The sequence below is a fragment of the Bacillus sp. SH5-2 genome (genome assembly GCF_008368905.1).
GTDB lineage: Bacteria > Bacillota > Bacilli > Bacillales > Bacillaceae_G > Bacillus_A > Bacillus_A luti.
In genome coordinates this window covers 38,449-63,245 of sequence record NZ_QOSD01000011.1, presented here as the reverse complement: position 1 = coordinate 63,245, position 24,797 = coordinate 38,449, and the positions used below count along the sequence as shown (strand labels likewise).

General features: G+C 36.6%; 21 protein-coding genes and 1 riboswitch. Of the genes, 7 read left to right on the top strand and 14 right to left on the bottom strand.

The window, feature by feature from the left end; all coding sequences use genetic code 11:
* The first annotated feature begins 8 nt into the window (after positions 1 to 8).
* A complete protein-coding gene (gene ahpF / locus DN410_RS08675; RefSeq protein WP_000599491.1) occupies positions 9 to 1,535 on the top strand; it encodes an alkyl hydroperoxide reductase subunit F in 1,527 nt (508 codons plus the stop codon).
* Positions 1,536 to 1,585: 50 nt separating this feature from the next.
* Here ahpF and DN410_RS08670 read toward each other — a convergent pair whose 3' ends face one another.
* The 3 genes from DN410_RS08670 to DN410_RS08660 form a co-directional block, all read right to left on the bottom strand.
* Positions 1,586 to 2,332, bottom strand: a complete 747-nt coding sequence (locus DN410_RS08670; protein ID WP_149176175.1) for a hypothetical protein — start codon at positions 2,330 to 2,332, stop codon at positions 1,586 to 1,588.
* Positions 2,333 to 2,335: 3 nt separating this feature from the next.
* Positions 2,336 to 2,944, bottom strand: a complete 609-nt coding sequence (locus DN410_RS08665; RefSeq protein ID WP_149176174.1) for an SAM-dependent methyltransferase — start codon at positions 2,942 to 2,944, stop codon at positions 2,336 to 2,338.
* Between the two features lie 173 nt (positions 2,945 to 3,117).
* Positions 3,118 to 4,233: a M20 peptidase aminoacylase family protein gene (locus tag DN410_RS08660; protein ID WP_149176173.1), complete on the bottom strand. Its 1,116-nt coding sequence runs from the start codon at positions 4,231 to 4,233 to the stop codon at positions 3,118 to 3,120.
* A 276-nt stretch (positions 4,234 to 4,509) separates the two neighbouring features.
* Here DN410_RS08660 and nhaC point away from each other — a divergent pair, with 276 nt between their 5' ends.
* Positions 4,510 to 5,931, top strand: coding sequence for a Na+/H+ antiporter NhaC (gene nhaC / locus DN410_RS08655; RefSeq protein ID WP_149176172.1), 1,422 nt, complete (start codon positions 4,510 to 4,512; stop codon positions 5,929 to 5,931).
* Here the strand turns inward: nhaC and DN410_RS08650 are convergent.
* Complete coding sequence (locus DN410_RS08650; RefSeq protein WP_149176171.1) at positions 5,920 to 7,191, bottom strand: transcriptional regulator; 1,272 nt, start codon at positions 7,189 to 7,191, stop codon at positions 5,920 to 5,922. The two genes, nhaC and DN410_RS08650, sit on opposite strands and share 12 nt — an antisense overlap.
* A gap of 93 nt (positions 7,192 to 7,284) precedes the next feature.
* On the opposite strand from DN410_RS08650, the gene DN410_RS08645 reads away from it, so the two are divergent.
* Together DN410_RS08645 and DN410_RS08640 are read left to right on the top strand one after the other, a co-directional pair.
* Positions 7,285 to 8,394 (top strand): mandelate racemase/muconate lactonizing enzyme family protein, encoded by a 1,110-nt coding sequence (locus tag DN410_RS08645; RefSeq protein WP_149176170.1) that lies wholly within the window; start codon positions 7,285 to 7,287, stop codon positions 8,392 to 8,394.
* Positions 8,395 to 8,408: 14 nt separating this feature from the next.
* Positions 8,409 to 9,104, top strand: a complete 696-nt coding sequence (locus DN410_RS08640; protein WP_149176169.1) for a GNAT family N-acetyltransferase — start codon at positions 8,409 to 8,411, stop codon at positions 9,102 to 9,104.
* 220 nt (positions 9,105 to 9,324) lie between these two features.
* Here the strand turns inward: DN410_RS08640 and DN410_RS08635 are convergent, their stop codons facing one another.
* From DN410_RS08635 to rlmD, 5 genes are all read right to left on the bottom strand, one after another.
* Positions 9,325 to 10,032, bottom strand: coding sequence for a M48 family metallopeptidase (locus tag DN410_RS08635; protein WP_149176168.1), 708 nt, complete (start codon positions 10,030 to 10,032; stop codon positions 9,325 to 9,327).
* 103 nt (positions 10,033 to 10,135) lie between these two features.
* On the bottom strand, positions 10,136 to 10,654 hold the full coding sequence (locus DN410_RS08630) for a YehS family protein (RefSeq protein WP_071710534.1): 519 nt from the start codon (positions 10,652 to 10,654) through the stop codon (positions 10,136 to 10,138).
* 87 nt (positions 10,655 to 10,741) lie between these two features.
* Positions 10,742 to 12,760: a GAF domain-containing sensor histidine kinase gene (locus DN410_RS08625; RefSeq protein ID WP_149176167.1), complete on the bottom strand. Its 2,019-nt coding sequence runs from the start codon at positions 12,758 to 12,760 to the stop codon at positions 10,742 to 10,744.
* A gap of 191 nt (positions 12,761 to 12,951) precedes the next feature.
* A complete protein-coding gene (locus DN410_RS08620; protein ID WP_149176166.1) occupies positions 12,952 to 13,941 on the bottom strand; it encodes a tRNA dihydrouridine synthase in 990 nt (329 codons plus the stop codon).
* Positions 13,942 to 14,212: 271 nt separating this feature from the next.
* Positions 14,213 to 15,589, bottom strand: coding sequence for a 23S rRNA (uracil(1939)-C(5))-methyltransferase RlmD (gene rlmD / locus DN410_RS08615; RefSeq protein ID WP_149176165.1), 1,377 nt, complete (start codon positions 15,587 to 15,589; stop codon positions 14,213 to 14,215).
* 121 nt (positions 15,590 to 15,710) lie between these two features.
* Positions 15,711 to 15,812: riboswitch (purine riboswitch) on the top strand.
* Positions 15,813 to 16,014: 202 nt separating this feature from the next.
* Between rlmD and DN410_RS08610 the strand changes: the two genes are divergently transcribed.
* Positions 16,015 to 17,211 (top strand): NupC/NupG family nucleoside CNT transporter, encoded by a 1,197-nt coding sequence (locus DN410_RS08610; protein ID WP_001200500.1) that lies wholly within the window; start codon positions 16,015 to 16,017, stop codon positions 17,209 to 17,211.
* Positions 17,212 to 17,261: 50 nt separating this feature from the next.
* Here DN410_RS08610 and DN410_RS08605 read toward each other — a convergent pair whose 3' ends face one another.
* Positions 17,262 to 17,969, bottom strand: a complete 708-nt coding sequence (locus tag DN410_RS08605; protein WP_149176164.1) for a hypothetical protein — start codon at positions 17,967 to 17,969, stop codon at positions 17,262 to 17,264.
* Between the two features lie 536 nt (positions 17,970 to 18,505).
* Here DN410_RS08605 and DN410_RS08600 point away from each other — a divergent pair.
* Together DN410_RS08600 and DN410_RS08595 are read left to right on the top strand one after the other, a co-directional pair.
* Positions 18,506 to 19,582, top strand: a complete 1,077-nt coding sequence (locus DN410_RS08600; protein WP_149176163.1) for a polysaccharide deacetylase family protein — start codon at positions 18,506 to 18,508, stop codon at positions 19,580 to 19,582.
* Between the two features lie 116 nt (positions 19,583 to 19,698).
* Positions 19,699 to 20,928, top strand: a complete 1,230-nt coding sequence (locus tag DN410_RS08595) for an aminopeptidase (RefSeq protein ID WP_149176162.1) — start codon at positions 19,699 to 19,701, stop codon at positions 20,926 to 20,928.
* A 43-nt stretch (positions 20,929 to 20,971) separates the two neighbouring features.
* Here DN410_RS08595 and DN410_RS08590 read toward each other — a convergent pair whose 3' ends face one another.
* From DN410_RS08590 to DN410_RS08575, 4 genes are all read right to left on the bottom strand, one after another.
* Positions 20,972 to 21,463 carry a DUF4352 domain-containing protein gene (locus DN410_RS08590; RefSeq protein ID WP_149176161.1) on the bottom strand — a complete coding sequence of 164 codons (492 nt, stop codon included), beginning with the start codon at positions 21,461 to 21,463 and terminating at the stop codon, positions 20,972 to 20,974.
* 132 nt (positions 21,464 to 21,595) lie between these two features.
* A complete protein-coding gene (locus DN410_RS08585; RefSeq protein WP_149176160.1) occupies positions 21,596 to 21,919 on the bottom strand; it encodes a DMT family transporter in 324 nt (107 codons plus the stop codon).
* Positions 21,920 to 21,966: 47 nt separating this feature from the next.
* Complete coding sequence (gabD, locus tag DN410_RS08580; RefSeq protein ID WP_149176159.1) at positions 21,967 to 23,418, bottom strand: NADP-dependent succinate-semialdehyde dehydrogenase; 1,452 nt, start codon at positions 23,416 to 23,418, stop codon at positions 21,967 to 21,969.
* Positions 23,411 to 24,778, bottom strand: coding sequence for a sigma-54 interaction domain-containing protein (locus DN410_RS08575; RefSeq protein ID WP_149176158.1), 1,368 nt, complete (start codon positions 24,776 to 24,778; stop codon positions 23,411 to 23,413). Before DN410_RS08575 ends, gabD begins: the two co-directional genes overlap by 8 nt.
* Positions 24,779 to 24,797: the final 19 nt, after the last annotated feature.

The window sequence follows — 24,797 nt, the reverse complement described above, 5'->3', positions numbered from 1 at the left end:
CGATCAAAATGATACTAGATGCAGATATAAAAACACAACTATCCCAATACCTTCAGTTAATGGAGAACGATATTTTACTTAAAGTAAGCGCTGGAGACGACGACGTATCTAAAGATATGTTAGCTCTAGTAGACGAATTAGCTACTATGTCATCTAAGATTACAGTAGAAAAAGTTGAATTAGAGAGAACACCAAGCTTTAGCGTAAATCGCCCTGGTGAAGACACTGGTGTCGTATTCGCTGGTATTCCATTAGGACACGAATTTACTTCATTAGTGTTAGCTTTACTACAAGTAAGTGGACGCGCTCCAAAAGTTGAACAAAAATTAATCGATCAAATTAAAAACATTCAAGGCGAATATCATTTTGAATCTTATATCAGCCTAAGTTGTCATAACTGTCCTGATGTTGTACAAGCTCTTAACGTAATGAGCGTTCTAAACTCTGGTATTACACATACTATGATTGATGGCGCTGCATTCAAAGAGGAAGTAGAAAGCAAAGACATCATGGCAGTACCAACAGTTTTCCTAAACGGCGAATCTTTCGGAAGCGGTCGTATGACACTTGAAGAAATTTTAGCTAAAATGGGTAACGGTCCAGATGCATCAGAGCTTTCTGATAAAGATCCATACGATGTTCTTGTTGTTGGTGGCGGCCCTGCTGGTGCAAGTGCAGCAATTTATGCAGCACGTAAAGGCATCCGCACTGGTATCGTTGCTGAGCGCTTCGGTGGTCAAGTAATGGATACTATGGGTATTGAGAACTTCATCAGCGTAAAACGCACTGAAGGTCCTAAGCTAGTAGCAAGCCTTGAAGAGCACGTAAAAGAATACGACATCGATGTAATGAATCTACAACGCGCAAAACGTTTAGAGAAAAAAGAACTTATTGAAGTGGAACTTGAAAACGGCGCTATTCTGAAAAGTAAGAGCGTAATCGTTTCAACAGGTGCTCGCTGGCGTAACGTTGGCGTACCAGGTGAAGCTGAGTTCAAAAATAAAGGTGTAGCATACTGCCCACACTGTGACGGTCCATTATTCATTGGAAAAGACGTAGCAGTTATCGGCGGCGGTAACTCTGGTATTGAAGCAGCTATCGACTTAGCAGGTATTGTTAAGCATGTAACTGTTCTTGAATTCATGCCAGAATTAAAAGCTGATGCTGTATTACAAGAGCGTCTTAACAGCTTACCAAACGTAACTGTTCTGAAAAACGTTCAAACGAAAGAAATCACTGGTACTGATAAAGTAAACGGTATTTCTTACATCGATCGTGAAACTGAAGAAGTTCATCACGTTGAATTACAAGGTGTATTCGTACAAATCGGTCTTGTGCCAAACACAGACTGGTTAGGCGAAACAGTTGAACGCGCTCGCGGTGAAATCGTAACAGACAAGCACGGCGCTACAAACGTACCAGGAGTGTTTGCTGCAGGTGACTGTACAAATAATCCGTACAAACAAATCATCATCTCTATGGGTTCAGGTGCAAACGCAGCTTTAGGTGCATTTGATTACTTAATCCGTAACTAATATAGACGTGAGTAAAAGACGCATTACCAATTAGGTAATGCGTCTTTTTATTACAATGTATTTACGTAGTCGTCAAAATCCTTCCAACATAGTATTGTATACGGCGACCCTATATCCAATACTACTTTTACATCCTCTGCCACTACTTGGATTCTTTTTAATTTGCTGTCTCTTTTTCCGGCCGGATAAATAGCAAGTTTTACAACTTCCTGTTTTCCCCCCTCATAAATCTTTATTTTCAATTCTAATTGGTCTATTTCTTCTTTTGAAGGAATCTCTTTTCCTTCCCAATCACACATTTCAAACAGAGGATACCGATCTCCATGCCATTCCTCAACAATCTCAATGATTTTAAGGATAATATAATTCCCTGATACTAATTTATAACTAACCGCATCCCCCACTTTTAAAGAAGTATTAGCTATAAATCTCTTCGGTACTTTTTTCGCTTCTGGCTGCGGAGAATTTAACTGTTCTCTTAATTTATTTAAAACTACTTCACGTTTCTTCTGTAATTTAGGTTCTTCTTCCCAGCAAGCTAGATCTGCACCGCTCTCTATTATTTGCAATGCCTCCTGTTTAACATTCTCTTGAAGTCTTCCTAACTTCCATTGCACGGAAGAAAATACTAACCAAAAAACAATCAGCTCTTCATCATCTAGTTCATGCTGGTATCCTTCAATTACAATCCTACTTGCTTCCTCATTCGAATAATCGTTTCCTAACAAATCCTTATACAGTAACTTAATCTCTTCAGCAATATCATCTGACAATATCGCTACTCCCCAAGCACCCATACATTAACGCTCCAATCCATACACTAAGAACCTCTCATTCCCATTCTTCTCATAAGCTCCTAGTAACCTTACTTCCTTCTTCAATTCAAACGCAGTCTGATTCTCCAAGAAGAAAATATAATCTTCAGAAGGGTAGTATAAAATAATATCCACTTCTCTCCCTGTTTCTTCTACCGAAAGCAAAATGTTATTTACTACGTTCATAAACACTTGTACTGAAAACGGATTAAAGAAATAAAATCGGTTATCACGTGGATCAATTTCGTATTCCTGTGCTAAACAGCATTCAAATTGAATTTTATCTTTACTGTTTCGTGCCTTTCGCGCATACCGATCACGATTACCCATCGCTTCGTTATAAAACTCTTCATTCATTTCAATTCCAACGGCTGAAGCACCACACTTATGGTGCATGTAAAAGTTTAATCTTCCTTTCCCGCATCCAAAGTCTACAATTCGGTCGCTACTTCTTATTTCATATTGATTCAATAACTCATCTAATCCGCTATATGGCGTCGGTTCATATCGGTGATAATGCATAGACTTGTTAAACCCTTTTTGCTCACCGACTGTTTTTATATTTAAAACTGCATCATAATATTGTTCGTTCATTGATTTTCTCCTATTAAGAAATGGTACTTATTATTATACACCATGTACTAGAGAGCAATTTTTTATCGACTTAATTGGTACGTGAAATTATATAGATGGTTTTTTCAATATATCGATGTTTCGACAAGGAATATCGATATACCGACAATTCACAACAAAAAAACAGGAGCTCTCTAGCCCCTGTCCTCTAACACTTTCAATACTGTTTGTTTTAATATTTCTACCCCATCCATAATACAACTATGATCAAACTTCATATACGGATGGTGTAATCCAGGTTGTAAGTTTGCCCCTAGTCCAAGCATAACTGCTTTTAAATGCGGTCTTTTCACTGTGTAGTAATGGAAATCATCGCTTCCTGTCGTATAGAGTGGTCCTGTACATCTCTCTTCCCCATACACTTCGATAATACCTTTGCGCATGTAACGCTCTGCTTCTTCTGATACTTCTGCCCCTGGGGCAAGATCAATCCATTCGTATGAAGTTTTTGATCCCATCGATGCAGCAGATTCTATTACACACTCTATCTTTTTCTTTAATTCTTGTAATAGCACATTACTCTCTGCCCTTACATCTAAACTGAAATGACCGTTACCTGGAATAATATTTAGATTATCACCACCAGCTTGGCATCTCGTCATTTTCACCGAATATGAACTTTGTGGTGGTAACCATATATTTTTCAAACCGATATTAATCATAGAAATGACATCAATCGCATTCACACCTTGATGAGGTCTTGCACCATGTGCGTCTTCCCCATGAATTGTTCCCTCTAAAAACCCTGCTGCTCCGTGACGAATAGATGGGGCAGCTTGTTTCAAAGGTAGTTCTTCAATCGGCCTTAAATGAACACCAAATAAGAAATCAGCATCATCCACAGCGCCCTTCTCTACCATCTTTAAAGAACCATTTCCTTTTTCCTCTGCCGGCTGAAAAATAAATCGAACCGTACCGCTTTTCCATCTCATATTCTTTAATTGTAAAATAAGCCCCATTACAATCGTCATATGAGCATCGTGACCACACGAATGATTCGCCTTAAATTCTCCATTCACTTCTTGCCAAAGTGCATCCATATCAGCACGGATCGCAATAACCGGATTCCCAGTACCAATCTCAGCGATTACGCCTGGGCAATCCTCAAATATTTTATATGAAATTCCTTCTTCTTTTAAAAAGTTAGTAATATACGCTGTCGTTTCATACTCTTTCCAACTCACTTCAGGGTTTTCATGCAAATGCTGAAAAATTTCAGTTAAACGCTCTTGTAGTTCTAATGTTTTCAAAGCTACATTCTCCTTCCCAAATTCCAAAACCATTCAGGTTAATTATACTTATGAAAAACAGATGTTTTTATGAACATATTGAATTTTAAGAAAAAAGTCAATTGTTTATTTTCAGTTGCTATTAATAACTTATTTTCACTCACTTTATGCAGAAAGAACATTCGTTATTTTCTGTTTTTTATTGACGCTTACATCAATTTTTAGTTATTATAATTTAATAACGTCTATTTTGCGACAATTCTAAAAATACAAACATATATAATGAGGAGGCAGTTTATGAAAAAAGAAATACCTTTTGGAGTAGCAATAATCCCTATTATCATTACAGTTGCAGTTATGATGGTTACAATTGTTGTATTAAAACAAAGCCCTCACGTCCCACTTATTATCGGTACAACCGTCGCTTCTATCGTCGCTTGGCGCTATGGCTACAAATGGAACGATCTTGAAGAAGCAATGTATAAAGGAATTCGTCTTGCATTACCCGCTATCGTTATCATTATTCTTGTAGGTTTAACGATCGGTGCTTGGATTGGCGGTGGAATCGTCGCAACAATGATTTATTATGGTTTAAAACTTTTAACTCCATCACTATTTTTAGTTTCAATTACCGTGATTTGTTCTATCGTTGCGTTAGCAATCGGTAGCTCCTGGTCTACAATGGGAACAATTGGCGTTGCTGGAATGGGTATTGGCCTTAGTATGGGGATCCCAGCTCCAATGGTTGCTGGTGCCATTATTTCAGGCTCTTATTTCGGCGATAAAATGTCACCGCTTTCAGACACAACAAACTTAGCTGCAGGATTAACAAATACAGATTTATTCGCGCATATCCGTCATATGTTATTTACTACAATCCCAGGTTTAATTATTACTCTTATCGTCTATGCGTTCTTAGGAAGAAGCTTCGGCGAGAACAATATTGATGCAAAAAGTATCGATCAAACATTACAAGTCTTGCAACAAAACTTTGTTATCTCACCTTTCCTATTAATCATACCCGTAGTCGTTATGGTATTGGTCGCTAAAAAAGTACCAGCTATACCAGCTATTCTCGTAGGTATTATTTTAGGATTTTTATCACAGGTCTTTATTCAAGGTGGTTCTGTCTCAGCCTCTGTCGGTGCACTCCAAGCTGGATTTGTCATAGACACTGGAAACAAGCTAGTAGACGAACTATTTAACCGCGGTGGCTTAGATTCGATGATGAATACAGTCTCTATGACAATTGTCGCTATGACTTTCGGAGGAGTATTAGAACATACAGGTATTCTTCGCTCAATTGTAAATCAAATTTTAAAGTTAGCGAAATCAGCAAAAGGGCTTATCGCTTCTACTATCGCATCTTGTTTTGCAACAAACCTTACTTGCTCTGAACAATATATTTCAATTGTTGTCCCTTCAAGAATGTACGCAAATGCATACACAGAAAAAGGACTACATTCAAAAAATTTATCCAGAGCATTAGAAGATGGCGGAACATTAACTTCTGTCTTCGTTCCTTGGAATACGTGCGGTGTATTTATTCTCGCTACACTTGGCGTAGGTGCATTTGAATATGCCCCTTATGCTATTTTGAATTTCATCGTACCTATTATCTCAATCATTTATGGTATAACAGGCTTCACAATTGTAAAACTATCAGACATTGAAAAAGCAGAACTAATAAAGAAACAAAAAGCTCAACTAGAAGCTTAAAAATAATGGTAAATTCAGTTCATATATTGCGCGAGGACGCCCTTGTTGATAGGGCATTTCCTCGCCGCAAATATGGGCATACCCATAATCAACTAATTTCTTTAACAACCTTTCTGTTGATCGCCGCGTCACTTGTAAGTACTCAGAAAGATCCGCTGCTGTAAATTTCAATGATGGGTGTGATTGACTAAACTGAATAATTTTTGACAAGTTTGCTGGACTAAGCTTCGTTTCCTTCGCTATTTTCATTAATTCTGGGTTAGCATTTTTCAAACTTTGTACTCTCTGTTCTTCCGGAAATGGACCAAATAGTTCCTTCTCACTAGTTAGTATATAAAAACAATGCTCTATTGGATTATTCTTCGCGAAATTTTGAGCGATTTTAGCATTTTGCTCCGCTTCTTTCACAGTTTTCCCGTAACCAAACCCAATAGCTATCCTACCTTTTATACTCATAAATACGCTATCTATCATATTTGTTTTTATACTCGATTCAATATCACCGCGAGTCGTATACAAAATAAATGTCATTTCATCAACTTGTTTAAATGAACCACGTAATTCTTTTGAAACTACATTTAATTGTTCAAGCGAGCTTTCTTGTCTCTCCATAAAGGATATAATACAAGCACCAACAGTAGCTGAATGACTTTTTGCTAACTCGGCTTTTATTTTTGCATCTTTTAACCCATGTATAATGGATTGCGTCGGATCTATCATACGCTCTGAAGGAATACCTATTTTTTGAAGTTCATCATAAACAGCGTGAATACTAGTTAAAGCTAAATCCGAATCTCCTGATTGATACTTAGCTACATGAAAATCGATGACTCTATTTATTTCATCTTTACTCCACAACATATTTTCATAATCCATCACTTGTGGCTTTTCTTTCAGACCGATATCATGGAACACATTTGTAATAAACGTACGATCTACTAAATCAATTGAAATCTTATGAGGTTGAATGCTTTGATGATATATTATAGAAAGGAGTGACGATGCAACCGTTGTCTCGTCTTGTTGTAAGTACGTACTTGGAATTCGTAATTGTTCTCTTATTTCTTTTGCCATATAATAAGGTAGAGCACCCGAGAAAAAGATAACATCACAAGGTTTTAAACGCTTTAATTTTTCAGAAGATTCAGCCGGATGAAGGTAAATATATGGTTCAATCTCTATCTCTTCTAATTTATGAGCAATAGGTAAAAGATTCTCCATAAACTCCTTTGAACCGACAACTGCAATTTTTATTATCATTTTCTCTAACTCCTTATCATTAATTAACGACTATTTAACGTCAACTATATCAAATGTACAAAACTATTGTAAACAGGAAGGGGTCTTTATTCAATGAAAATTACAGCTATTCATCTTTACGCAATTCGTTTACCACTTCGCGATCCGTTTGTTATTAGTTATGGTTCTTATTCTGATATGCCTTCTATTATCGTCAAAATGGAAACTGATGAAGGCATTATCGGTTACGGTGAAGGCGTCGCTGATGATCACGTTACAGGTGAATCATGGGAAAGTACTTTCCATACTTTAAAACATACGCTAGCTCCTGCTCTTATCGGACAAAATCCAATGAATATCGAAAAAATACACGATATGATGGACAATACAATTTACGGTGTTCCAACAGCGAAAGCTGCAATTGATATTGCTTGTTTTGATATACTGGGCAAAAAATTAAATCAACCTGTATATCAATTAATTGGCGGGCGCTACCATGATAAGTTCCCCGTTACTCACGTATTAAGCATCGCTGCTCCAGAAAATATGGCTGAAGAAGCTGCTTCTATGATTCAAAAAGGTTACCAATCTTTCAAAATGAAAGTCGGTACAAATATAAAAGAAGATGTAAAACGAATTGAAGCGGTACGTGAACGTGTAGGAAATGACATCGCGATTCGCGTTGATGTAAACCAAGGTTGGAAAAATAGCGCCAACACATTAACGGCACTTCGTTCATTAGGACATTTAAACATTGACTGGATTGAGCAACCTGTTATCGCCGACGATATTGATGCAATGGCTCATATTCGTTCTAAAACAGACCTTCCACTTATGGTTGATGAAGGGTTAAAAGGTTCTCGTGAAATGCGCCAAATCATTAAATTAGACGCAGCTGATAAAGTAAATATAAAACTAATGAAATGTGGCGGCATATATCCTGCCGTAAAACTTGCTCATCAAGCTGAAATGGCCGGCATTGAATGCCAAGTGGGATCAATGGTCGAATCATCCGTTGCCTCTTCTGCAGGATTCCATGTCGCTTTCTCAAAGAAAATCATTACGAGCGTTGAACTAACAGGACCATTAAAATTCACGAAAGACATTGGTAACTTACATTACGACGTGCCATTCATTCGTTTAAACGAAAAGCCAGGACTAGGCATTGAAATAAATGAAGATACCCTGCAAGAACTAACCGTCTTTCAAGACGTTGTGCGCTAAAGGAGGACTCATACATGACAGTTCTATATGAAGGTACATTAAAACAAAATAACGAGTCATTTCACGTTACATTACTATCAAGCGAGCATATCGAACAAATTTTATCACTACAAAACGTTGTAGTTGAAGCACTAGAAGATAATGGGCGTTTACAACCACTCTCACAAGAAGAATTTCAATACATTCTAGAAGGAAACGGCATGATGATTGGTGCCTTTATCGAAAACGAACTCATCGCATTCCGTGCCCTACTCGTCCCTCCTATCGACGACGAACATTTAGGACTTGATATTGGTCTATCAGAAGGCGAACTACACCGCGTCATCTATCAAGAAATCTCAAATGTTCATCCGAACTGCCGTGGAAATGGTATGCAAAAAATATTAGCAAACATCATCATGAACGAATTACAAAAAGAAGACAGTAAATACGATTATGTTTGCTGCACCGTAGCCCCTTTTAACATTCCGAGTTTGAAGGATAAGTTTGCACAAGGGATGGAGATTGCTGCACTGAAAGAGAAGTATAGTGGTAGTATGCGGTATGTTTTTGTGAAAGAGTTACGCGGGGATAAAGAAAGGAATTGGACGGATGTTCAGAGTATTCTAATGAGTAATACTAGTGGACAGCAGGCATTACTTTCGAAAGGGTATCGTGGGTATGAGATGGAAAAAACAGACGATACTTTCATTGTGAAGTTTGGACGATAATTTATATGCAAGAAAAGGAAGGGGTATCCCTTCCTTTTTATTTTCTCCTCGCTTAACAGTTCCTTGGCTTGGTACATGAGATTATATCAACGATTTTTAGAATATATCTATCATAACTTACAATATATCAACGATTTTTCAAATATATCTATCGTAACTCAAAATATATCAACGATTCGACAAGGAATATCGATTTACCGACAAAAATCGATATTCCTTACTAAACCGTCATCTTCCAACTCGATAACGCTAACCAGTTCTCCATTTCCTTATAATCAGGCATTATCTTCCCGACAAGACGCCAAAAAGAACGATCATGATTTAAATGAACCATATGGCACATTTCATGAACAACTACGTAGTCAATTACTCGCTGTGGTGCCATCGCTAACTTCCAATTGAATGTTAGCTGTAAATTTGAATCGCAAGTCCCCCACGTACGACTACTATCTGTAATACGAATAGAACGCGGTTTTGTTTTGAAGTTACTTTGATGCGCTTTAATGCTCTTCTCTACTAGTGCCTTACACTGTTTATAGTAAAATCGTTTTAAAGCCTGCTGTATTTTCTCATCCTTCAGCTCTTTCACATAAATATGTAGCTTGTTTCCTTGAAACACTGCATTGTCTTGCGTAATACTTGCATCTTGAGAAATCTGTATCGGATACGTATTTCCTAAATACAGAAAGCCCTCTCCTTGATCATAATCCTTTTCCTGCGGTCCAAGCGCTCGCTCCTGCATTTCCTTACGTGTTTGCTGAATCCAATCCCATTTCTCCTCTAGCAACTCGACTAAGTATTCAACAGGTGTACCTTTCGGAGCTTGCACTTCCACATTCCCGTACGAATCTACAAAAAGACGCACCGACTTTTTCTTCTTATAAGTTATATGAAAATTAATTGTCTCACCTAAATATGTATGTACCATTTCATCACCTAACGTATTATTTTACAAATAAAAAAGAGTAGGATACAAATGCCCTACTCTACCTATTATATCATTTACAGCTTTACCATAAATGCTACAGTACTTACCCTCTATACTTTACACCTAACCCCTTAATGAAATTCCTTGCGTATCTATCGCCGCACTCTTTGTAATTTTTATGACCTTTTTTTCTTAATAGAGCGCCTAACTCTCCTTTTGTTACTGTAACGCCTACGCTATCTAATATATCAAGTACATCTTCACTCGTTAATGATAGTGCGATTTTCATTTTCTTTAGAAGAAGGTTATTAGCACTCTCTTTGCTTTGTACAGGTGCAGGTTGTCCTGGTTTTGGATCTTGCTTTCCTCTTTTTAAAGTAATAAATCCGTTTAAAAATGACTCTAACATCATCATATCGCATGTTAGTACGTACTCATCTTCGATTACATCGTCATTTTCAGATTCATGCTGAGGCGCTCTCTTTATTTTTGTAAGCATATCAACTACGTCTTCTTTCGTTACTTCCATTCCGCCAAGTTTAAAGATTTCCACCATATCGATATCTTTTATATCTAAAGCGTACCTTACTCTTTTTAATATATCGTTATTGCTCATTGCCATTGTTTTTCCTCCTGAAATATTGATTATGTTTACTTAGGCTTTACTTTTTATTTATGTTAAGATTCACCATAACTAATCTAAATAAGGTTATTTTTCATTATTTTCATAATTAAATTTAACTAAAAAAGTAGTGCCTTCCGATCCTGTTTGAATTTCTATTTTCGCATTATGACGGGCAGCAATGGCATAACATATGCCTAATCCCAATCCAGTTCCATTATCTTTGGTCGTGTAAAATGGAGTACCCAGTTTCTCTAATACTTCAGGCCTGATACCTTTTCCTTGATCCCGCACTGCAAGCACCACGCAATTTGGACCTTCCTTGTAGGTGCTAACGGTTAGAACTTTCCCTGCGCTCATCGCTTCTAAGCCATTACGGTATAAGTTTATTAATAATTGCCGTATCTCATTGCGATTTAAAAGTAATTCCGGAATGTCATTTGTATCGACTTGAATATATTTATTTTGATTATGCGTATCAATCTTTATTAAAGGAATAATGTCGTGGATAATTGCATTTAAATCTAACATCTGTAAATCTGATTTCCTTGTATTACCCATTGATAGAAATTCAGTAATAATAGAATTGGCACGGTCAAGTTCTTCAATCATTAGTTTAAAGTACTTATTATGTTTCCCATAGGTGTTCTCTTCTTTTAATAACTGCAAAAATCCCCGTACTGCTGTCATTGGATTTCTAATCTCATGACTGATACCTGCTGCCATTTGCCCTATTAACTCTATGTTGGATAACCTTTTCAATTCCTGCTCATATTGCTTTTTTTCCGTTATGTTTTTAAAAATACAACAAATACCATCATCATACGGGTAGGCAATAACTTCGTGCCAATATTCATCAGAGGTAGAAAGAACTTCGAAGTGAACTGTAATTCGCTCTGACATTGCACGATGAAATTCCTTATACATAACTGTGTCGACGCTACTCTGGAAAACCTCCCATACATTCTTGCCTAATACATCTTTTGCTGTTTTTCTTTGTGGAAAATATTGATACTTATTTACGTACGTAAATTCCCATTTATTATTCAAAGTAAAGAGTCCATCCGTAATACTTTCAATCACACTTGTAACTTTTTCATTAGCATTTGCTAATTCTCTCGTTCGTTTTTCCACCATGCTTTCAAGTTGATCCATATATAACAAGTTTGAAAACGTAGGAGCTGTGGCATCAACGATAGATTTTGCCAGTTGAATTTGGGAATTATCGTAATTGTGAGCTTTTCCCTCTTCGCCAACGACGATTGCCCCTAATACTTCTCCCATTGAAACCAATGGAATCATCAGTAAGCCCTTACTATCTATGTTTTTTGTTCGAATAACCTCTCGAATCTTGGCTTCATAGCTTTTCTCCATCCAATCTGCTTCTATCCAATCACAGTCCGCGCTTAACTTCGTTGTCTTAATTGCTGTTTTGTCTAGCGGATCTAAAAGGTGGGCAGCCATATTTTTACTCTCTAAAACCTGTCCTAAGTAAAAAAAACATTTATCAAAACTTTCCTGTATCGAGGAACACATTGATAAATCACGAGTAACATTTAGTAACAGCTGCTTCTCAGCAATAAGATTTTCTTTTTGTGTTAAATTATTTGCATTTTGAATTGCGACCGCAGCCATATTTACATAAGCTTCAACACTTTGAATTTCTGAATCTGTTAAGTTCATTGGAGTTCCATAATCAAATAGAAAAACCAGACCAAATAACTCTTTCTCAAATGAAATAGGCAGAGCTAATAAGGACTTAATTTTGAACGCATCAACTGATCTCGGATCCGGCCGATGGTCCTTTGAGGTATCAGGGATATAGATGGTTTTTTTTGTTTCAATAACTTCTTTTGCCAGTAAGTCTATTTCAGGATCAATTACCTGAGTATCGAGCGTTACGCCATTCATAGTCTCTGGTTTTCCTGCAAACCCTCTAAACGTTCCATCTTCCTCAGGTAAATAAATTCCAACAGCGTTGCACTTAACAATCTCCTCTGATATCGCTACTGTTACACGCTGCAATACTTCACGAAGTTCTAATTTTGTATTTATTATTTTCGTTATATTCGCGAGCCTAGAATATCTCGTCTGATCACTTAACATTTACATAGCCTCCAATTATAGGCACAATAAAATAAACATGATAATATCAGTGAATATCAGTGAAAATCAAGACCAACCTGTCATTTCAGATTTTCTCCTGTATTCTTTCCTTCCCCTTGTTTTACATAGAATATCTCGCTTACTTATGATACGGTTCAACTTAATGAAACATCCCCTCTAACTTTCAAAAGTTATACCGTTTCACTATCGCCATTTTTATCAACACTAGCCTCAAACTTATCCAGCAATGCACGCACTTCATCTGTTGATTTCGTGCTCATCAATTGATTTCTTAGTTCAGCAGCTCCAGGGAATCCTTTTACATAAATTTTGAAAAAGCGATGAAGCCCTGTGATTGAACGTGGTAGTACTTCTGCATATTGATCTTGAAGATCAAGCTGTAGTCTTAAAAGGTCTAGGTATTCTTTACTGCTATGCTCTCTTGGCTCTTTTTCAAAAGCAAATGGATTTTTAAAGATACCTCGCCCGATCATAACACCATCAATGCCGTATTTTTCAGCAAGCTCCAGACCAGTTTGACGATCAGGAATGTCTCCGTTAATTGTTAGGAGTGTATTTGGCGCAATACGGTCACGTAATTTTTTAATTTCTGGAATTAGTTCCCAATGCGCATCTACTTGGCTCATTTCTTCTCTTGTACGTAAATGAATAGAAAGGTTTGCAATATCTTGTTTGAAAATATGCGTTAACCAATCTTCCCACTCACTTAACTCTTTAAAGCCCAGTCGCGTTTTTACGCTGACAGGTAGTCCGCCCGCTTTCGCTGCTTGAATAAGTTCTGCCGCAACGTCTGGACGTAGAATAAGGCCACTCCCTTTTCCTCTCGATGCTACATTCGGTACTGGGCAGCCCATATTAATATCGATTCCTTTAAATCCTAGCTCCGCCATACCAATACTCATTTGACGGAAATATTCAGGATTGTCTCCCCAAATATGTGCTACCATCGGCTGTTCATCTTCCGTAAAAATCAAACGGCCACGCACACTTTTCATACCTTCTGGATGGCAATAGCTATCCGAGTTTGTAAACTCTGTGAAGAATACATCTGGTCGACCAGCTTCACTTACTACGTGACGGAACACAACGTCTGTCACATCTTCCATTGGTGCAAGTACGAAAAATGGTCGCGGTAAATCACGCCAAAAATTATCTATCATTTTAAATTCAAATCCTCTCACTATGAATGCAATTTTAAAATATAAGGTCAAATAATAACTGAACATTTATTATTTGTGAAAATCAGCAATATTTATTTTAACTAAAATCGTTGCTGAATAGTATTTTTATAAAGTGAAACCTTAATCAGTGGTCCCCACCTAACTTCTTTGCTTTCGCTTAATTTTGAAGTGGGGATCTTACTACACGCAAATAGCGGGATAAACCAAAAAGCAGGTGGTATAGATTTTTTCTATATCAACTGCCTTTTTATTATACCAACTTAAGCCAAGCCACACACTCCACATGAGTCGTATGTGGGAACATATCAACAGGTTGTAATTCCTGCGTTTTATATCCGCCTTCTTCTAATACTTTTAAGTCACGTGCTAATGTCGCAGGGTTGCATGATACGTATACGACGCGTTTTGGCTTCATGTCAATGATTGTGTTTAGTAATGCTTCGTCACAACCTTTACGCGGTGGATCTACGACCATTGTGTCAGCGATTACGCCTTCTTTGTACCATTTTGGAATGACTACTTCTGCTTCTCCTACACCAAATTCAGCGTTTGTCATATTGTTTAGTGCTGCGTTTCGGTTTGCGTCTTCGATTGCTTCTGGAACGATTTCAACACCGTACACTTTTTTCGCTTTTTGCGCTAGGAATAAGGAGATTGATCCGATTCCGCAATATGCATCAATTACTGTTTCGTTACCATCTAATTTTGCGTATTCTAACGTTTTATCGTATAGCACTTTCGTTTGTTCTGGATTTACTTGATAGAATGAACGTGCTGAAATTGCAAATTTAATGTCACCGATAAAGTCATAAATATATTCCGATCCATACAGTACTGTCGTTTTATCTCCGAAGATTACGTTTGTACGCTTCGTGTTTACGTTTTGAACAATCGATTTTACTTCTGGGAATTTCGCTGCGATTTCTTCAATGATCGCTTGTTTGTTTGGCAATTCTGCCGTACGCGTAATGAAGACAAGCATAATTTCCCCTGTTACTTGTCCGTAGCGAGCCATTACATGGCGAAGTGTCCCTTTGTTGCGTTCTTCGTTATATGCCGAAATACCGTGCTTTTCACAAATACGTTTTACTTCTTGAATTAATGTATCGTTTTCTTCCGCCTGAATTAAACACGATTCCATATTAATGATGTCATGTGTTCCTTGACGATAGAAACCTGCTACAAGTCCGCCTTCACGTTCTCCGATTGGTACTTGTGCTTTATTACGGTATACCCACGGGTTTTTCATGCCAAGTACAGGGTGAACAGGAACATCGCCTAGTCCGCCAATGCGCTGCATCACGTCGCGTATTTGTTTTTCCTTCGCTTGTAATTGTCCTTCATATGTTAAGTGCTGAAGCTGACAACCGCCGCACTGGTTATATACTGGGCATTCTGCATCTTTACGATATGGGCTTTCTGTATGAAGCTTCATTAAACGACCAAATGCGAAGTTTTTCTTCACTTTAATAATTTTAATTTGAGCCTCTTCACCTGGTAATCCGTTTTTAACGAAAATAGGATAGCCTTTTACTTTCGCAACACCGGCACCATCATGTGTTAAATCTTCAAATACTACATCTATAAACTCGTTTTTTTCAACTGGTGGCGTCATTTTTGTACTCATTTTCCGACCTCTCTTTTTCATAACACTGCGTTACATTTTATCATACTTATATGGTCTATTTCTATTGGAAGAAAAAAAGCTATTGACGATAGTTCTCTAGTAATGTTACGCTACTACTAATTTAATACGGACGATGTTACCTCATATATACTCGATAATATGGATCGAGAGTTTCTACCCGGCAACCTTAAATTGCTGGACTATGGGGAAAACTAATGAATATTAGCCCATGTGCAAAAAAGGACTCATATTGATTAGCTTTCTCTCATAGATGAAAGTGAATCCATATGGGTCTTTTTTTATTTTCATTTTTCTAAAAGGTCAGACATCTTACGTATGACATAAAACCTTTCCGTTTTATTTTTAGTAATATAACGAGCGTTTTATGTACAAACTTTATACGAACTTCTGAAAGGGGCAACTACATGCAATATGTAATGAGCATTATCGGTATTCTTGTCGTTTTAGGTTTATGTTTTGCTTTGTCAAACAACAAAAGTAAAATCAACTTCCGTGCAATTGCTATTATGATTGGTTTCCAAATTTTAATCGGTTGGTTTATGTTTGGCACAAAGATTGGTCAACAAATCATTATTTTCATTAGTAAAGTTTTCAACAAACTAATTAAACTTGGTACGACAGGTGTCGATTTTCTCTTTAATGGAATTCAAAGAGATTTTGTCTTTTTCTTAAATGTATTATTAATTATCGTATTTTTCTCAGCACTACTTTCAATCTTTAGTTATTTAGGTGTTTTACCATTCATCGTTCGCATTGTCGGCGGTGCCATTTCAAAAATTACTGGTTTACCACGCGTCGAATCATTCCACGCAGTAAACTCTGTATTCTTCGGTTCAAGTGAAGCGTTAATCGTTATTAAAAATGATTTACAACATTTCAATAAAAACCGTATGTTTATCATTTGTTGTTCTGCGATGAGCTCAGTTTCTGCTTCTGTTACAGCATCATACGTAATGATGTTAGATGCAAAATACGTACTTGCAGCTCTTCCGCTAAACTTATTCTCAAGCTTAATCGTTTGTTCGTTATTAACACCAGTTGATACGAAAAAAGAAGACGAAGTAATTCAAAAATTTGATAGAACTCTATTCGGAGACAGCTTTATCGGTGCAATGATTAACGGTGCGCTTGATGGTTTAAAAGTAGCTGGTATCGTTGCGGCGTTAATGATTGCCTTCATCGGTGTGATGGAAGTTGTAAACTACGTAATTAGCGCAGCTTCAGGTGCAATGGGACATGCTATTACATTACAACAAATCTTCGGTTATATACTTGCTCCATTCGCATTCTTAATGGGTATTCCAGCTCAAGATATTATCCCGGCTGGTGGTATTATGGGTACGAAAATTGTATTAAACGAGTTTGTAGCAATCCTTGATTTAAAAGGTGCAGCTGCAACATTATCTCCACGTACAGTTGGAATCGTTACAGTATTCTTAATTAGTTTCGCAAGTATTAGCCAAATTGGTGCGATCGTTGGTACAATTCGTGCTCTTTCTGAAAAACAAGGAAGTATCGTATCTAAATTCGGTTGGAAAATGCTATTTGCATCAACACTTGCTTCTATTTTATCTGCTACAATCGCTGGATTGTTTATTTAACAAAGAAAATCACCTTTGCTTACACAGCAAGGTGATTTTTTTATTATCATTTAAGAAACTGAGGAAAACTCTAATGCCTCTTCCTTATTAATAATTTCTCCCTTATATTTACCTTTCACCGAAATATCAATAATTGATTTATTTCCTGTTTCCATTTTCCCTAAAGAAAATATATATATTAATTCATCTTTTTTTAACATCCATTGCTTTCCATGCCAAGGACCAGTTAACTTCTGTTCTGGCGATGCCAGTATTTCTCCAAAATATTCACATTCTCCTAGAGATGTTTTTACTGTATTCTTCTCCGTATCAATAACTATATATTTAAGAAGCTTTATACTTTCACTTGAAAAAATCTCTACTTCATGATCACTTTTTTTCTTAAATTTAAGCTTTCCATCCTTTGTATTCACCAATTTACTTTGATCAATTGCATTTAGTACAAACTCATACTCTTCTTTTGTAACACCGAAATTAAGATGATATGGAAGACTTTTTTTCTCAGCATGCTCTTCTACGTATTTTAAATACCATTCCATATTATTCGCTAGATGCTCTCTCATTCTTTGACCAATATTCCCTACTTTTTTAAGAGTATCTGGATCCATCTCTAACGTCATAATATCCGCCGTAACTTCCGCGTTCATAAGATGTGCTGGAATATACTCTTCCACACTATTCACCTTACTCACTTCACTTTGACAACCAACTACAAATAGCGATATGAGAAGGATATATACTATTTTTTTATATTTCATTTCTGTTCTCCATTCCGTACATCATGCTTACTTACATTTATAGCGGTTCTTATTATAATCTAAAATCCCTATATTTTAATGAAACTAGCATCTATATGCAAAATTGCATATTAATAAGCCCTTCCTTTACTTTAAAATTAGCTTAAAACATTTACCAAAATATACAAATTAAAAATTAAAATGCTATAATTTGTAAAAAAAGCATATCGGAGGACCTTATGAAAATTCACGCCCTTTTCGATTTTTTACACTTACTAGTCTTGAGCATGAAAAGCTATTATGTATGGGGAATGCCTATCTATGTCTTCATTATTCCTCTTATCTTTGTAGTTGGTTATATTATTATCAATTTGAATAAAAAACGAAAGAATACATCTATTCAAAGCCACTAATCTATCACCCTAATCCCCCTAAAAATCATATTCCCCTCATTTTCTTCAAATGATATGATGAACAAGGGTATATCCCCACCACTCTTACAGCGGTGGGGATTTTAATGTAAATATGCAACAGAATACACAATAGAAGGTGATTTTATGAGAAAATACGCAGCAATTGCTTTATGTACATCTGCCATTCTAGCAGGCTGTAATACTAGCAATGTAAGTCAAGAACCTAAAAAAGAGAAAAAGGTTCAAGAAGTTAAGAAGCAAGAAGAGACTATGCAAGAACAAGGTAAAATTTCTTATAACCCGATTACACACGAATCTACAAACACAAGTATTCATATTACAGACATAAAGGATTCTTTAACCGAGGTACAATATACAATTTGGCGCACTGCTGATGGAAAGGAACATGCTAAATCCTTTTCTTCTAAAGAAAAACAATTTACGCTTCCTTTTGATATAAAAGAATTTGAAGGAAAACGCGGTGAGTTTCAAATTGAAGCAGCAGGAATAAAAGAAGATGGGAAAACAATTCCACTCACAAAATCTACTATTACTTTTGAACAAAAAGTTCCTGTTCTTATGTACCATGCAATTGATGATTATCATGGTCAAGGCATTAAAGACCTATTCGTATCACCAGCTAATTTTGAAGCCCAAATGAAGTATTTAAAGGACAATGGTTATACATTACTAACTTTTGAACATTGGGGCGATATAAATAAAGTAAATAAACCTATTTTCGTTACCTTTGATGATGGTATGAAAAATAATATGAATGCATTTCGCATTTTACAAAAGCTAAAAGATGATTCGTTTAAACCAACAGCAACAGAATATATGATTGTTGATAACGTTGATGCAGAAAGCTCTCTTTCTACATCTGAAATAAAAGAAATGGTTGATTCCGGTATTTTCTCCGTGCAATCCCACACAGCAACACATGCTGATTTACCGAAAATTACAAACTATGAAGAAGAATTAAAAGGATCGAAAGAAAAGCTAGAAAAAGTAACAGGTAAGCCAGTTATCGCTATTGCTTATCCGTTCGGTCATGTCGATGATAAAGTCGTCGCAGAAACGAAGAAATATTATCAATTTGCAACGACAACGAAGCCTGGACAATTCATTACGAAAAATGAACCCGATGAGTTGTTAAAAATGAAACGTGTTCGTATACACCATGCAACTACTGTGGAGCAATTCGCCTCTTCCATTAAATAAGTGTGGGAGCTCAATGCATGTTGAGCTCTCTTTTTAGTTTATATTTATATATATTTTTAGAATTTTCTTGTATTATATAAAGTAAGAAATCTTTCAAACTAAAGGAGATTATACATATGTCATTTGAACAAACGTTAGAGAAATATGCTGCTCTTGCAGTTAATGTTGGTGTTAATATTCAACCAGGACAAACTTTATCAATTAGTGCACCTCTTGAAGCTGTACAATTTGTACGCCTCGTTACAGAAAAAGCATATAAATCTGGTGCAAAACACGTATATGTGGATTGGAATGATGAGACGTTAACACGCTTAAAGTTCGATCTAGCTCCTGAGGAAGCATTCGCTGAATTTCCATCTTGGAAAGCACATGCTCGTGAAGAATTAGCAAAAGAAGGCGCTGCATTTATGTCTATTTATGCAGAAAATCCTGATTTATTAAAAGGTGTAGAACCATCGCGTATTGCAACAGCTCATAAAGTAGCTGGAGAAGCGATGAAAGTATACCGTGATTACGTACAAGCAGATAAAGTAAGCTGGTGTGTCATTTCTGTTCCTACGAAAGAATGGGCTGCGAAAGTATTCCCTGACGTAGCACCAGAAGAACAAGAAGCAAAACTATGGGATGCTATTTTCAAAGCTACTCGCGCTGATTTAGAAAACCCTGTAGAAGCATGGAAAGAACATGATGAAACACTACATACAAAAGTTGATTACTTAAACGAAAAGCACTATACAGCTCTTCACTATACAGGTCCTGGAACAGACTTAACAATTGAACTTCCAGAAAAACATGTATGGGCTGGTGCTGGTAGCTTAAATGAAAAGAACGTACCATTTATGGCTAACATTCCAACTGAAGAAGTATTTACAATGCCACTTAAAACAGGTGTAAACGGTCAAGTATCTAGCACAAAACCGTTAGCATTTGCAGGTAATATTATTGATAACTTCACGTTAACATTTGAAAATGGACGTATCGTAGACTATAAAGCTGAAACTGGTGAAGAAGCTTTAAAACATTTAGTAGAAACAGATGAAGGTTCTCACTTCTTAGGAGAAGTAGCTTTAGTACCTCACGACTCACCAATTTCAAACACAAACATTTTATTCTACAATACACTATTTGATGAAAACGCATCTTGCCACCTTGCAATCGGGAATGCTTATGCATTTAACTTAGATGGCGGTAAAACAATGTCTAAAGAAGAACTTGCTGAAAATGGTGCAAACGCTAGTATTACACATGAAGACTTCATGATCGGATCAGCTGAACTTGATATCGATGGTATTACTGCTGATGGCAGACATGAACCAATCTTCCGTAAAGGTAACTGGGCGTTTTAAATTAATTACCATAAAAAACACATTGGATAATCCAATGTGTTTTTTATTTATTTGGTTTCAATTCAAATTTTATCGTTCTATTTTCACGCGTAAACTCCGGCCTATACGTAGCGATATACGTATTTTCTTTCGCTACATCAAATAGCATGATATCTTGGATTTTTTCATCTGGTGCTAACTTTTTACTAATGAAGCTATCAGGGTTATTATATTCTTTAAATCTTGTACCTTTCTTATCGGTAATCTCAAATTCATAAAATGCAAAAGGTATTTCCTTTTTACTATTATTTTCTACTTTGAAAACAATCCCCAAAATTTCCTCTTTCTTTTTATCCTCATCATAATCCGGATACCCTAATTGAACTGAATCTATAGTTACTTGCAAACCATCTACGTCTACTGTCTCTCCTATTTTATACACTCTATCTCGAACGTCCTCTTGTTTACTTTCATTACTATCTTTAGTCTTAGTACAAGCACTTACACCAAAAGCTATGCCACAAATTAAAACAATTTGACTCACCTTTTTTAACATACTCTTTCCCCCACATAAGACAATATTTCATATGTATCATAACAAAGCCCTTTACGCTTTCTTGTCATATTTTGTCGTATTAATTGCTAACTGCACAAATAGAAAAAAGCTATCTTCTACAAAAGATAGCTTTCATGATGCCGATGAAACCTTAAGCCCAATGACACCCAAAACAATAAAGAGAATACAAAATGCTTGGAATAAGCTAATGTGCTCTTTAAAAAAATACACACTAATAATTGTAATAAGTAATGTTCCTACACCAGACCAAATAGCATAAGCAATACTTAAATGAATCTTTTTCACAACGATGGCGAACACGCTAAAACAAATACCATAAAATACAAAAATAAGTACACTTGGAATGGGCTTTGTTAAACCGTTTGATAGTTTCATCGCAATTGTTCCAGCTACTTCAAAAATAATTGTTACGAGTAATAATAGCCAATATATCATACTAGAATCTCCTTCTCTGTTACCTTATAGAGATTCTAGTATACTACTTATAGTCCTAATGAAATATATTTAATTTCTAAATATTCCTCGATACCGAAATGGCCTCCTTCACGGCCAATACCACTCTCTTTAAAGCCACCAAACGGTGCTTGTGCAACTGATGGAAGTCCATCATTTAATCCGATAATACCGTACTCTAACGCTTCACTAATTTGGAATGCTTGACTAATATCTTTCGTGAAAATATATGCAGCCAAGCCGTATGGTGTATGATTTGCCCTTTCGATTACTTCTTCAACTGTTTTAAATTTCGCAACTGGTGCAACTGGACCAAATGTTTCTTCAGTCATACAAAGCATCGTATCATTTGCCAACCCAATTACAGTCGGTTGCATGAAATGTCCATCTAACTCTGCAATCTGTTGGCCTCCATATAAGAGTTCTCCACCTTTTTGAACTGCATCTTCAATATGCTCTTGTACTTTCGAAACTGCATTCTCATCAATAAGCGGCCCTACAGTCGTTCCGTCACCGAAGCCGTCTCCTACTTTCAGCTGCCCAACTGCCTTTTGGAACTTCTCTACAAATACTTCATATACGTCTTCTTGAACGAATACTCGGTTTGTACATATACACGTTTGTCCTGCGTTACGGAATTTCGAGCCAATTACCGCTTCTACCGCTTTATCTAAATCCGCATCATTCATTACGATAAATGGAGCATGACCACCTAACTCAAGTGAAACCTTTTTCATCGTTTGTGCAGCACTAGCCATTAATTCTTTCCCGATTTCCGTTGATCCTGTAAAGGACACTTTTCGAACGCGTCCATCTTCCATCCACGTATCAGCAATTGCTTTCGCACTACCTGTTACAATATTAATTACACCTTTTGGAATGTCTGCTTCATGAGCTAATTCAGCTAATTTCAATGCAGTTAATGGTGTTTGACTTGCAGGCTTCACAACTGCCGTACATCCTGCTGCAAGTGCTGGAGCTACCTTTCTCGTAATCATAGCAGCCGGGAAGTTCCACGGTGTAATAGCTGCCATAACGCCAACTGGTTGCTTCATAACTAAAATACGTTTATTCGGATGAGAAGCAGGAATCATTTCACCATATACGCGTTTTCCTTCTTCTGCATACCATTCAACAAAGCTATTTGCATAATTCACTTCACCAAGTGCTTCTGCAAATGGCTTCCCTTGCTCCTTCGTCATAATCGCTGCGATTTCTTCTTTATTTTCATCAATAAGCGTGAACCACTTTTTTAATTTCACTGCTCGATCCGTTGCTGTTAATTTTGACCATGATTTAAAAGCCTCATGCGCAGCATCAACAGCTTGCTTTGCCTCTGTTACTCCGCCCTTTGGTACAGTTGCAAATATTTCCTTTGTCGCTGGATTATTTACTTCGATTTGCTCTTGTAGTGTAATCCACTCACCATTTATATACATCGCCTTTTTTTCTACGTTTACAAAAGTCGCTTTTTTATCCAATGTTTTCTTCCTCCTCTATAAGTTTCTTTATTTTTCTAGTGGCAGCAGATTGACTTATTTTTAAAAACTCCGCTACTTTATAACTCGATCCATATGTTTTATATGCTTTTAAAATAATGTTTCGTTCTACTTCTTCCAACATTTTATAGAGACTTTGACCTGACTGTTCAACTGTGGATTCCTGCATCGCTATTGGTAAATCTTCTATTGTAACGATATCGTCAGCAGTTATAACAATTCGTTCAATTACATTTTCAATCTCTCTATTATTTCCTTCCCAAGGGTACCCAACAAACATTTGCAATGTGCTAGGTGCTAATTTTATATTCCGTCCATATTTCTCATTAAAATGCTGCAAATAATGATAGACGAGCGGCAAAATGTCTTCTGTTCTTTCCCTAAGTGGCGGAATTGAAATCGGAATAACATTCAGACGATAATACAAATCCTTCCGAAAGGTCCCTTGCTTTACCATCTCACTTAAATCTCTATTAGTTGCCGCAACAATTCTAACGTCCACCTTTTTTAATTCTCTTCCGCCTATAGGACGAAACGTTTTTTCTTGCAATACTTGCAACAATTTCGCCTGAATTTCAAGCGGCATTTCACCGATTTCATCTAAGAAAAGGGTTCCTTTATTCGCTGACTCTAATAGCCCCTTTTTCCCTTCACGATTTGCCCCTGTAAACGATCCACCTGAATATCCGAAAAGCTCGGATTCAATTAAATTTGTTGGCAATGCCGCACAATTAATCTCATAGAAGCTTTCATTTTTCCGATTACTCACTTCATGTAAATGACGTACTAATCGACTTTTTCCAACTCCTGTCTCACCTAAAATGAGAACCGTACTATCTACCACAGACACTTTTTTGATTGTTTCGACTATTTTTTGCATAGCAATGCTTTTAAAAATAAGTCCTTCGTGTTCATATGTTTCTCTTAATTCTTTTTTATATGTTTTTAATTGATTATCCATTTCCTCGACCTTTTGACGTAATTGATAGAGTTCAGTAAGGTCTCGAGAATAACTAATCACTCTTCTTAAATTTCCTTCATCATCAAAAACAGGTCTTGTACGAACGTGTAAATACTCTCCTGATTTTGTCGTTTGAACAAGTTCAATCGGTCTCTTCTTTTCAATTACTTCTAATGTTGCCGACGGATAAAAGATCTCATCCTTTTGCAATTCTTTCACATGCTTACCTACTAACTCTTTAGCAGCTAGTTGATAGTGTCTTTCACATGTACTATTTACACGTACAACGATGCCCTTCTCATCAGTAACAAAAATCTCGTCAAACGCATATTCAAATACATCTTGTAAATCCATTAACACTCGTTCCTTTTCTGCAACCATCCTAGCCACCCCTAACTTC